The organism is Kitasatospora sp. NPDC058190 (genome assembly GCF_042883685.1).
Classification (GTDB): Bacteria; Actinomycetota; Actinomycetes; order Streptomycetales; family Streptomycetaceae; genus Kitasatospora.
Genome location: NZ_JBHVVI010000200.1, coordinates 1 through 11,015 on the forward strand (window position 1 = coordinate 1; position 11,015 = coordinate 11,015).

Sequence of the window (11,015 nt, forward strand, 5' to 3'; positions counted from 1 at the left end):
TGGTCCCCGCGGTGGCCTCGGCCGCGGACGCCTCCCCGCAGGCGATCGCCGCGCAGATGGTGCCGGCGGACCAGCTGGCCTCGTTCAGCCAGATCGTCTCCCACGAGTCGGGCTGGAGCGTGACGGCGACCAACCCGAGCTCCGGCTCCTACGGTCTGGGTCAGGCGCTGCCGGCCTCGAAGATGGCCTCGGCCGGCGCGGACTGGAAGACCAACCCGAGCACCCAGATCAAGTGGGCGCTGGACTACATGAACTCCCGCTACGGCAGCCCGAACGCCGCCTGGGCGTTCTGGCAGACCCACCACTGGTACTAAGCCGACGATTCGGCTTTCCCCCTGTGCCTCGGGGACCGGACAGGGGCCACCGGGGTGACCCACGAGGGCCTGTGTCCGCGCGAAACGCGCGGACACAGGCCCTCGTGCCGTTTCCCCGGCCACCTCGGACGCCGACCGGGACCCGGGCCGGGCGATCCGAGACCCGCCACAGATGCCCGGCGCGATGCGGCTGCGCTGGAGCGGGCACGACGGCGTCCGCACCCTGCACCACGGCGCCCGCCTCGCCCGCGGCCGTCCCGCTCCAGGCCACCGGTCTGCCCGATGGCCCGTTCGGGCCTCCGGCGATTCGCGCGTGCGCGTCTTCGGGCCGGGTGGCAGCGTGGAGGGGTCATGACCCGGATGTGCGGGGACGGCCTGGATGCGCGGAGTGGACAGCCATGCCCATGGGGGCGCGGAACCGGGCGGACCGGGGGAGCACCGGTCCGCCCGGGGTCGGCTGCGCTCGCGGCTGCGGGTGCGCAGTGTCGCCGGGCAGGTGTCTCTGTGGCTGCTGGTCGTGGTGGTGCTGCTGGTCGGCGCGGCGCTGACGGCGCTCGTCCTGCAGGCCCACAACTACGCGGCGAGTGATGCCGAGCACCGCACGCACTCCGCGGCCGTCACGTTGTCGCGCTATCCCGGGTTGGCGGCTGTCATGGACAGCACCAATCGGACCGCGGTGCTGCAGCCGCTGGCCGTGGACGTGCAGAAGAGCGGCGGCTTCGACTTCGTCGTGATCTTCGGGACCGACGGGATCCGCTACGCCATCACCGACCATCCCGAGCTGATCGGACAGCACGTCTACGGTTCCTACCAGGAGGCCCTGAAGGGGCCGGTCACCATGACCGAGAGCACACCGCTGGGGCACGACGTGGTCACCGTCGCGCCGGTGACCAGGCCGGACGGTTCGGTCGCCGGCCTGGTGACGGTGGGCTTCTCCGTCGAGACCACGACCGGCGCGGTGAGCCGGCAGCTGCCGGTCCTGCTCGGCGGCGCGGTGGCCGCGTTCGCCGTGGGGGCGGGCGGGGCGGTGCTGGTGCGGCGGCGGTTGCGCCGCCAGACGCACGGCCTGGGCCCGGCCGAGATGACGCGGATGTACGAGCACCACGACGCGGTGCTGCACGCGGTGCGCGAGGGTGTGCTGATCGTCGGCGGGGACGGACAGGTGGTGCTGGCGAACGACGAGGCCCGGAGGCTGCTGGAGCTGGCTCCGGAGGTGGAGGGGCGGCCGGTCACCGAGCTGGGGCTCGATCCCGGGCTGGCCGAGCTGCTGGCGTCGGGCCGGGCCGCCACCGACGAGGTGTACCCGGCCGAGGAGCGGCTGCTCGCCGTGAACAACCGTCCGACCGCGCCGTTCGGCGGCGGTGCCGGCAGCGTCGCGACGATCCGGGACACCACGGAGCTGCGGGCGCTGGCCGGGCAGGCCGAGGCGGCGCGGGCCCGCCTGAAGCTGCTCTACGACGTCGGGCTGCGGGTCGGCACCACCCTGGACGTGGAGCGGACCGCCCAGGAGCTGGTCGACGTGGTGGTGCCGCGCTTCGCGGACTTCGCCACCGTCGAGCTGGCCGAGGCGGTGCTGCGCGGAGACGAGCCGCTCCCGGGCACGGGCGTCGCGGGGGGCCCGCGGATCCGCCGGGTGGCCGCCGGCGGCATCCGGGACGACCGGCCGTTCTCCCCGGTGGGCTCGCAGATCACCCCGTTGCCCGGCACGCCGGAGGCCATCGCCCTGGGGAGCGGGCGCGCCGCGCTGGTGGCGGACCTGCGCCAGGCGCATGCCTCGCGTGACCCGCAGGCCGCCGACCGGATCCTCGCGTACGGGGTCCACTCGCTGGTCTCCGCTCCGCTCAAGGCGCGTGGCCTGACGTTGGGCACGGTCACTTTCTGGCGCGCGGGGCAGTCCGCACCGTTCGGGGAGGAGGACGTCTCCTTCGCCGAGGAGCTGGTCGCCCGCGGGGCGGCGTGCGTCGACAACGCCCGCCGCTACACCCGTGAGCACCGGATGGCCGAGGCGCTGCAGCGCAGCCTGCTGCCCCGGGGACTGCCCGAGCAGAACGCGATGGAGGTGGCCTACCGCTACCTGCCCGCGCAACGGGGCGTCGGCGGGGACTGGTTCGACGTCGTCCCGCTGCCCGGCTTCCGCGTGGCACTGGTCGTCGGCGACGTCGTCGGCCACGGCCTGCACGCCGCCGCCACCATGGGCCGACTGCGCACCGCCGTCCTCAACTTCGCCGCCCTCGACCTGCCCCCGGACGAGCTGCTCGCCCGCCTCGACGAACTGGTCGCCCGCCTCGACCAGGGCGAGGCAGGGGCGGAAGAAGGCGAGATCGAGGGCCAAGGCGAGGGTGAGGGGGAGCGGGCGGTCACGGGCGCCACCTGTCTGTACGCGATCTACGACCCGGTCTCCGGGCACTGCACGATGGCGCGGGCGGGCCACCCGCCGCCCGCCCTGGTCCGCACCGACGGCAGCGTGGAGTACGTCGATCTGCCCGCCGGCCCGCCGCTCGGCGTGGGCGGCCTGCCTTTCGAGAGCACCGAACTCCGGCTGGCACCCGGCAGCGCACTGGTGCTCTACACCGACGGGCTGGTCGAGTCCCGCGAGCGTGACCTGGAGAACGGACTCGCCGCGCTGCGTGCCTGCCTGGCCGACGCCCACGCGGACAGGTCCCCGGAGGAGTTCTGCCGGGCCGTGTTCGACGCGCTGGTCCCGTCGCGTCCGAGCGACGACATCGCCCTCCTCGTCGCCCGCACACGCCTCTTCGAGCCCGACTGGGTGGCCACCTGGGACGTGCCCGACGACTTCGCCGCCGTCTCCCGCATCCGCAACGCGTGCAGCGACCAGCTGACCGCCTGGGGACTGGAGGAACTGACCTTCACCGCCGAGCTGATCCTCAGCGAGCTGATCACCAACGCCCTCCGCTACGGCGCCCAGCCCGTCCGCGTGCGCATGCTGCGCGACACCAGCCTGGTCTGCGAGGTCTCCGACGCCAGCAGCACCGCCCCGCACCTGCGCTACGCCGCCACCATGGACGAGGGCGGCCGGGGCCTGTTCCTGGTGGCCCAACTGGCCGAACGGTGGGGGACCAGGTACACGGCCCGCGGCAAGATCATCTGGTCGGAACAACCGCTGACCACACCGGAGTTCCAGTTCGAGGAGATGCTGCTGTAACCCGGAGGCGCCAGGCCGAGCGCGAAGCCGCGCCCCGTCCGAAGCCGTCCCGACGCCGATGCTCCTGGAAGGGCTGACCAGGAGTCAGCAGCTCCGGGCGGCGCTCAGGATCAGCCGCGCGATGTCCGCCGGGTGTGAAACCGGCGACAGGTGCCCGGCGTCCACCTCGGTGGTGTGCGTGTGCATGCGGCCGGCCATGAAGCGTTCGAGGCCGGGGTCGATGGTGCGGTCCTTCTTCGAGACGGCGTACCAGCTGGGCTTGTGCTGCCACGCGGCCGCGCTCGTCGTCGGCGGAGCGGTCGAGAGCGCCCCCTGGACCGCCGTGGTGCGGCCCGCGGCGACGAGCGCCAGGAGGCGGGATTCCTGCGCGCTGAGGACGGGCCCTTCCACCCGGGGACCGGGTTCGCGACGACGACCCGGCCGGCGCGCGGTGCCGGCGGTCGGCCGGGCCCGCCGATGGTCGGGTGCCCGGCCGACGACAGATGAAGGGATGTCAGCAGGTGGTCAGGCCGGTGAACCAGAAGAAGTCCGGCTCGGTGACCGTCGTGGTCTGGCCGGCCTGCAGCACCACGCACTGGTTGGTGGAGGGGCCGAAGTTCACCCGCACCGACTGCTGGGTGCTACAGCCGTTGGTGACCGCGACCAGCGTGTTGAAGAAGTAGCTGGCCTGGGCGGTCACACAGGAGGGAACGGGGGTGGTCGAGGTGGTGGCGGTGGTGGCCGCGCCGGCTATTCCCTGACCGGATACGGCAAGGGCGATTCCGCCCAGCGCGACGGCTGCGGTCTTGACGATGCTGCGCATATCGGTGTGCTCCTCACAGGATTCGTAGCGGCCTGATGGGCCGTTGGTGCCACCCATGAGACACCGCCGCCGACCCGGCCGGCCGGACGGCCGATCGCCTTGACAACTTCCCGCAGGGGAAGGGGTGTTGGGCCATCACGGGTGATAGCTGCCACTCAGGGCGGCCGAACCACCACGGCTCGGCCGAGCCCCGGGGAACCGGCCGAGCCCCGGATCGTGCTGCCGCTCCGCCCGAGGGGGCCGTGCCGCCCGCCGCCGCGCCCTGGCCGTCGGCCCGGCCGCGCTCGTGCTCCGCCGCCGCGCCTTGGTGGCGCCGTCCGGGCCGGGCCTGTTCGGGCGTCCTGCTGCGCCGTCCTGGCTGCCGTGCCGCACCCGATTCCGCCGGGCCGTCATCATCGGCGTCGCGGTCGACCTGTGCGGCTGCGCGGGAGGCGGTCCGCGGCCGTCCGATGCAGGCTGGCAGCATGGGTGTCCCGGGTGCGGACGCCGGAAGGGCGGGGAAATCCGTGACCGAAAGCAACGTGGCGCTGTCGGGGTGTGTTGCGCTGGTGACGGGTGCGTCCAGCGGTATCGGGGCCGCCACTGCCCTGGCGCTGGCCCGGGAGGGGGCGGCGGTGGCGCTGGTGGCCCGCAGCACCGAAAGGCTGGAGGAGCTGGCAGCCACGATCCGGGGCCATGGCGGCTCGTGCGCCGTCATCAGCGCCGATCTGCGTGACACCGTACGGGCCCGGGACACCGTCGAGGAGGTCGCCGAGCGCTTGGGGCGACTGGACGTACTGGTGAACAACGCCGGTTACGTCGCGATGGGGGCCGTCGAGGAAGTCGGAGCCGAGGAGGTCGACCGAATGGTCGACCTCAACCTGACCGCTGTCCTGCACCTGTCGCAGGCGGCGTTGCCGCATCTGCTGCGTGCTGCGGCGGGCGGCCCGCGTCAGGTCGCCGACCTGGTCAACGTCAGCTCGGCCGCGGGCCGTGTGGTGCGCCGCGGCAACGGCGTGTACTCGGCGACGAAGCACGCGGTGTGCGCGTTCAGCGAGGTCCTGCGCCAGGAGGTGACCCGGCGCGGTGTCCGGGTAGGCGTGATCGAGCCGGGGCTGACCTCGACGCACATGGCCACCGGTCCCGGACTCGCCGCGGCCCGCGGCATGGCACAGGAGTCCTGGCTGCGGGCGGAGGACATCGCCCGCTCCATCGTCTTCATGGTCACCCAGCCGCCGCACGCCGCGATCAACGAGATCATGGTGCGCCCGACGGCCCAGGAGCACTGAATCCCGCTCCGCAGCAGCCGGCCGAGGGCGCTGACCCAGGCGAGCGGTCTCGTCGTTCAGCGCGATACCGGGCGCCGCGAGCAGGTCCCGCTGCTCCTGGTCGAGCTCGGCCCGCGACCCTGGGGTCGTGGAGCCACCGACCGGCGCCGCGCGGGCCTTCCGGCGGTGCGTTCCGCGGGGGCCGTCATGCCTGGTTCCCGGTGGTCTGCGGTGCGGTGTAGAGGATGGTGCGGGGCTGGACGGTCAGGTGTCGCGGTGCGGTGGGCAGGTCGTGCTGGAGGGTGATCCGGTAGCGGACGGCCGTGTTGTCGCCGTCGGTGAGAACGTGGCCGGTGAGCGGGATCCGGGTGTAGAGGGTGCCGGTCTGCGAGTCCAGGGTCACGGGCTCCCAGTGCCGGGTCGCGTCGTCGAACCGCTCCAGGCGGATGTCGCCGCTCTGGAGGTAGGGGCCGTGGTCGGGGGAGAGGACGAGGATCTGCTGGGCCTGGGCGAGGCGGGTGTCGCCGGCGTAGTGGACGGTGAACTCGTGCGGGCGGTGGTCGGTGCCGATCCGGTGGGTGGGCAGCGAGACGATCCGCAGGCCGGTGTCGGCTGTGGCGGCGGCTGACGACGGGTGCGAGGCCGAGGCCGAGGCCGTCGCGGGGGCGGGGGCGGGGGCGGCCATGGCCTGGCCGGAGGCGCCGAGGGCGGCGGCGCCGGCGAGGAGGAGGGAGGCCGTCGCGGTGGCGGCCCGTCGGAAGGTCGTGCGGTTCATGTTTCTTCCTTCGGGGTTACTGGAGGTTCGGGTGCGTTCGACGCAGGTCGGAGGGGGAGACCTGCCGTTGGCGGAATTGATGTTTAAGTTTCAACCAACACGACCACCGTACGGGCCGCGGATTCGAGCGTCAAGCGATGGGGCGAACTCGTCGCCACGGATCAGAATGAGCACGAACGAATCCGGAATGGGCCTGGTTCTGCTGCGCCGATCCATCACTGGGAGCATTGCAAGGCGGCCGAGGCGGGGGGCGGGATCGTCCCCTGCGGCCCGGCCGCGTCTATCGTGGAATGCGGACACCGGCGGCGGCGTCGAGGCGAGACGGACATGGCGGAACCTGAGATCGACTACAGGGCGGTGTTCCAGGCCCTTCCCGGTGCGATGGCGCTGTTGACCCCGAAACTGGTCTACGCAGACGTCAACGAAGAGTTCCTGCGCACGTTGGGCCGCACCCGCGGGCAAGTCATCGGCCGTCACCTGCCCGACGATTTCGCCCACACCCAGAACGACCCCGGTGTAGCCGTGGTGCGCAACATCCAGGCGTCAATGCACCAGGTGCTCGGAAGCAGTGAGCCCGACATCATCGAGCTGCAGCGCTACGACATCGAGGACCCCGACCGGCCCGGGGTGCGAGGCGAACGCTACTGGACCATGATCAACGTTCCCGTCCTCGACTCGGACGGGCGGGTGGCGCTGCTGATCCACCGGCTGGAGGAGGTCACCGAACTCATCCGCGCCCGCGAAGTCGCGCTGAGCCTGCAAGAGGCGATGCTGCCCGCTCCCCGCCCGGTCGGACGCCACCCGGCAGCCGTACGCTACCGGCCCGCCGTCGACACGCTGAACGTGTGCGGTGACTGGTACGACCTGGTCGACCTGCCCGGCGACCGCATCGCGGCCGCCGTCGGCGACGTCGTAGGGCACGGCTTGTCCGCGGCCCAGGTCATGGGGCAGCTGCGCAGCGCGCTCAGCACCGTCTCCCGCGTTGCCGACGGCCCCGCCCGGACCCTGGAAGTCCTCGGCCTGTACGCCCGCTCCGTCGACGGCGCCGAGAACACCACAGTGGCCAACACGTTCATCGACTGGGACACCCACACCATCACCTACAGCAGCGCCGGCCATCCCCCGCCGGCCCTCCTGCAGGCCGACGGCACCGTCGAGTTCCTGGACCAGGCCACCGACCCCCCTCTCGGCGCCGGCCCCGAACAAGTCCGCCCGCCCCAGGCCACAGCGCACTTCACCGACGGCGCCGTGCTCGCGCTGTACACCGACGGCCTCGTCGAACGCCGCCGCGAAGACATCGACATCGGCCTCGCCCGGCTCGCCGACTCCCTGACCCGCCACCAGGCAGCCGACCCCGAAACCCTCGCCGACGCCGTGCTCTCCGACCTGCTCCCGCCCGGCGGCGTCACCGACGACACCGCCCTGGTCATCGTGCGCCTCTGACCCCGGCGGACCGCCTCGCCGGAGGGGCGGCCTCGTGTCGGGGCCTGACGCGCAGCCGACACTGACGATCCGCTTCGAATCGGCCCGGACGGTGACCGGGCTCCAGCGCTGGAACGGCACGAGCGGCACAGGCCGGCAACCGCCGAGCAGGTCTGTCGACGCTGCCACGGCCCTGGCCGGCCGGAGTTCCCGGCCAGCGAGGACGAGCGCCGACGGAAGAGCCTCGGACCCGCCCGAGTTCCGTGGTCGGCGAGGCGCGCGCCGCCGCTGACTGCGGAACCCGTGGTCAGCGTGAACTGTCAACGCTGGAGGAGTCGCCGGGGAGGGTCTTCTTCCAGGAGTCCTTGTGGTGGCTGGGGGACGGGGTCGGCGATGGCTTGGGGGCGGCGTTCTGTCCGTCCTTGCCGTCCTTGCCGTCCTTCCCGTCCCTGCCCTCTCTGCCCTCCCTGCCCTCGCTTCCGTCCTTGCCGTCCTTGCCGTCCTTCCCCTCCCTGCCTTGGGGGCCGGGCGGGCCAGGGGGGCCGGGCGGACCGGAGGGGGCGGGCGTGACGTTCCCCCCCGCCAGGTCGCCGATGTGATGCACCTGCAGATCGTCGATCTGCATTTGCTGGGAGATGAGCGCGGCTGACTGCACGACGAGCGCTGCGATCAGTGATCCGCGGAGCAGGAGATGACGCCACGGCCTTCGTGGAATTTCGTTCACGGTGCTCACATGATCTCTTACGTTGCGTGACGGCGACAGTGTAAGTGACGGGGCGTCGAAGTCGGCGGATCTCCTCGTCGAGGGTCTGTTCCGCAGTGGCGCCGGCCGCGGTCGTGGCCGTCGTGACCACCGGCGCACCCGGTGCGGGCTTCGGGTGGGCGGGTCTGCCGGCCGCCGCCCGGATCCGGTTCGCCGCGGGAGCCGGTGAGGAGTCGTTCGGCGAGGCCGTCCATGGTCCGCCGCCGGCGCATGGGGTGCGTGCCGGTCAACCGACCGTCTTCGGTCCATTCCCCTCGGCGGGCGCTAACGCTCCGCGGCTGCGGCGCCTGCGGGGTCGGCGGCGGCCTGGGCGAGGTTCTGCTCCAGGCGTTCCAGGGTGTGCAGGGTGGCGGTGCGCTGGTCGGCGGTCAGGCCTGCCGTTACGAGGTCCTCGAGCTGGGTCCAGACCCGTTCGACCTCGTGGCGCAGGGCGTGGCTGGCCGTCGTGGGTTCGATGAGTGAGGCGCGCTTGTCGGTGGGCGAGGGCCGGCGGCGGACGAAGCCGGCCTGTTCCAGGCGCTGGATGGTGCGGGTCATGGTGGCGGCATCGGAGTCCAGCAGTCGCACCAGGTCGGTCTGCCGCTGGGGGCCGAGTTCCCACAGGTGCATCATGACCAGCTCCTGGCCCGGGTGCAGACCGATGCGGCGCAGCAGTTGTCCGGCGAGCATGCGGTGCAGGCGGGCCAGGCGGAAGATCGCGTGGCTGCACGGCCCGCCGCCGGCCGCGGCCGGCACCGGGATGCTGGCCTCCTCCCGCCCCGTCCCTGCGGGATCCTTCCCGTCCTTGGGCGTCATCTCTTCCTCGCTTCCTGCTTGAGCAAGATAACCCTACCTCTCGGTAGGTGGGCTCGTGGGACAGCTCAGGCGTAGAGGAGCATATGAGCAGGTCAAACCATGTGATGCGCGTCACGTCATGTCCCGGGAAGGGGCTTCCGGGATTTACTTGTTCAGACAGTCAATCGCCTGGTGCGGGCAACGGAGCCCGAGCCGCAGAGCACCACTTCTCTCGAGGGGAAGACCATGACCACTGCTTTCGATCCGATCGTCCTGAGCGGCAAGCGCCTGGCCAGCCGCGTCGCGATGGCGCCGATGACCCGCAGCCGTGCCTTCGGGCCCGGCGCGGAGCCGACGGAGCTGATGGCGACGTACTACGCGCAGCGCGCCAGTGCCGGGCTGATCGTCACCGAGGGCATCCAGCCCTCGCCGGTCGGCCAGGGCTACCCCGACACCCCCGGCCTGCACACGCCCGGGCAGGTGGCGGCGTGGCGGACGGTGACCGGCGCCGTGCACCGCGAAGGTGGGGTGATCTTCGCCCAGCTGATGCACACCGGCCGGATCGGCCACCCCAGCCTGCTGCCCGAGGGCCTGGTGCCGGTGGGGCCGTCGTCGGTGGCCGCCAAGGGCCAGGTGTTCACCCACGAAGGGCCGAAGGACTTCGTCACGCCGAAGGAGCTGAGCGAGGCGGAGGTCCGGCAGACGATCGCCGACTTCGCGGCCGCGGCCCGCAACGCGATCGAGGCCGGGTTCGACGGCGTGGAGATCCACGGCGCGAACGGCTACCTGCTGCACCAGTTCCTGTCCACCAACGCCAACCGGCGCACCGACGACTGGGGCGGCACGGCCGAGGGCCGGATCCGCTTCGTGGTGGAGGTGGCCCGCGCGGTCGCCGACGCCGTCGGTCCCGGGCGCGTGGGCCTGCGGATCTCTCCGGCCAACCCCTACAACGACATCACCGAGGACGACCACCGCGACACGTACCGCGCCCTGGTGGCCGCGCTGGAGCCGATCGGCCTGGCCTACCTGCACGTGCTGGAGGGCCCGGACCGGGAGCTGACCCTGGAACTGCGCAGGCGGTTCCCCGGCACCTTCGTCCTCAACCCCTTCACCCACCCGGCCCCCACCGGCCCCGACGCGCTGGCCCTGATCGAGGACGGCAGTGCGGACATGATCGCCTTCGGCGCCCTGTTCCTGGCCAACCCCGACCTGCCGGCCCGACTCGCCGCCGGCGGCCCGTTCAACACCCCGGATGCGTCCACCTTCTACGGCGGCGACCACCGCGGCTACACCGACTACCCCGCCCTCACCTCCTGAGCGGCGACCTGGCCGGCGCGGCCACACGGTGAGTCACCGCGTGCGCGGTCGCCTTCCCCACTCTCCCCACCCTCCCCACCGGGGAGTCCGATGTGCCGCCTCCCCACGTCGCCGCAGTGGGTGAGGCGACCCCGGGGCCGCAGCCGGAATCCGCGACCGGCGGCAGGGAGACAGGGGTGGTGGCAGGCGGTTTCGGCGGAGCCGATGGGGAGCCGCCGCCTGCTGTCTCGGCTGGCGGGATCTTGGCGCCTGTGGGCGTGTCCCCGGGTGTCGTTCCTGTGGGGTCGGGGTGTGGTGGCGGTCACCGGTGGCGGGTGCCTGGTGTTGACTCTGTGTGGTGGCGGGTGGGTCGGTCGGTGATGTCGCCGGGGTCTGGGTGGTGAGTGCGCTCACACGTGGATGTGGGGTGCGACGACGGATAGTAGTGTCCGTTTTGCA

10 protein-coding genes are annotated in these 11,015 nt (G+C 72.4%); 5 read left to right on the forward strand and 5 right to left on the reverse strand.

Going from position 1 to position 11,015, the window contains the following annotated elements; genetic code table 11:
• The coding region (locus tag ACFVWU_RS42820) for a transglycosylase SLT domain-containing protein (RefSeq protein WP_387631693.1) at positions 1 to 314 on the forward strand (314 nt) is incomplete at its 5' end.
• A gap of 379 nt (positions 315 to 693) precedes the next feature.
• Entirely contained in the window at positions 694 to 3,477 is a 2,784-nt protein-coding gene (locus ACFVWU_RS42825; protein WP_387631696.1) for a SpoIIE family protein phosphatase, read from the forward strand.
• 84 nt (positions 3,478 to 3,561) lie between these two features.
• On the opposite strand, the gene ACFVWU_RS42830 is transcribed toward ACFVWU_RS42825, so the two are convergent.
• Together ACFVWU_RS42830 and ACFVWU_RS42835 are read right to left on the reverse strand one after the other, a co-directional pair.
• Positions 3,562 to 3,969 carry an alpha/beta fold hydrolase gene (locus tag ACFVWU_RS42830; protein ID WP_387631716.1) on the reverse strand — a complete coding sequence of 136 codons (408 nt, stop codon included), beginning with the start codon at positions 3,967 to 3,969 and terminating at the stop codon, positions 3,562 to 3,564.
• 1 nt (position 3,970) lies between these two features.
• Complete coding sequence (locus ACFVWU_RS42835; RefSeq protein WP_387631699.1) at positions 3,971 to 4,279, reverse strand: hypothetical protein; 309 nt, start codon at positions 4,277 to 4,279, stop codon at positions 3,971 to 3,973.
• Positions 4,280 to 4,785: 506 nt separating this feature from the next.
• Between ACFVWU_RS42835 and ACFVWU_RS42840 the strand changes: the two genes are divergently transcribed.
• On the forward strand, positions 4,786 to 5,547 hold the full coding sequence (locus ACFVWU_RS42840; protein ID WP_387631701.1) for an SDR family oxidoreductase: 762 nt from the start codon (positions 4,786 to 4,788) through the stop codon (positions 5,545 to 5,547).
• A gap of 184 nt (positions 5,548 to 5,731) precedes the next feature.
• Here the strand turns inward: ACFVWU_RS42840 and ACFVWU_RS42845 are convergent, their stop codons facing one another.
• The gene (locus ACFVWU_RS42845) at positions 5,732 to 6,301 is read right to left on the reverse strand and encodes a hypothetical protein (protein ID WP_387631704.1); all 570 of its coding nucleotides are present in this window, start codon (positions 6,299 to 6,301) and stop codon (positions 5,732 to 5,734) included.
• A 327-nt stretch (positions 6,302 to 6,628) separates the two neighbouring features.
• Between ACFVWU_RS42845 and ACFVWU_RS42850 the strand changes: the two genes are divergently transcribed.
• Complete coding sequence (locus tag ACFVWU_RS42850; protein ID WP_387631707.1) at positions 6,629 to 7,744, forward strand: PP2C family protein-serine/threonine phosphatase; 1,116 nt, start codon at positions 6,629 to 6,631, stop codon at positions 7,742 to 7,744.
• A 286-nt stretch (positions 7,745 to 8,030) separates the two neighbouring features.
• Here the strand turns inward: ACFVWU_RS42850 and ACFVWU_RS42855 are convergent, their stop codons facing one another.
• Both ACFVWU_RS42855 and ACFVWU_RS42860 read right to left on the reverse strand, forming a co-directional pair.
• Positions 8,031 to 8,456, reverse strand: a complete 426-nt coding sequence (locus tag ACFVWU_RS42855; protein WP_387631709.1) for a hypothetical protein — start codon at positions 8,454 to 8,456, stop codon at positions 8,031 to 8,033.
• A gap of 294 nt (positions 8,457 to 8,750) precedes the next feature.
• On the reverse strand, positions 8,751 to 9,281 hold the full coding sequence (locus tag ACFVWU_RS42860) for a MarR family winged helix-turn-helix transcriptional regulator (RefSeq protein ID WP_387631712.1): 531 nt from the start codon (positions 9,279 to 9,281) through the stop codon (positions 8,751 to 8,753).
• A gap of 225 nt (positions 9,282 to 9,506) precedes the next feature.
• Between ACFVWU_RS42860 and ACFVWU_RS42865 the strand changes: the two genes are divergently transcribed.
• Positions 9,507 to 10,577, forward strand: a complete 1,071-nt coding sequence (locus tag ACFVWU_RS42865) for an alkene reductase (protein WP_387631715.1) — start codon at positions 9,507 to 9,509, stop codon at positions 10,575 to 10,577.
• Positions 10,578 to 11,015: the final 438 nt, after the last annotated feature.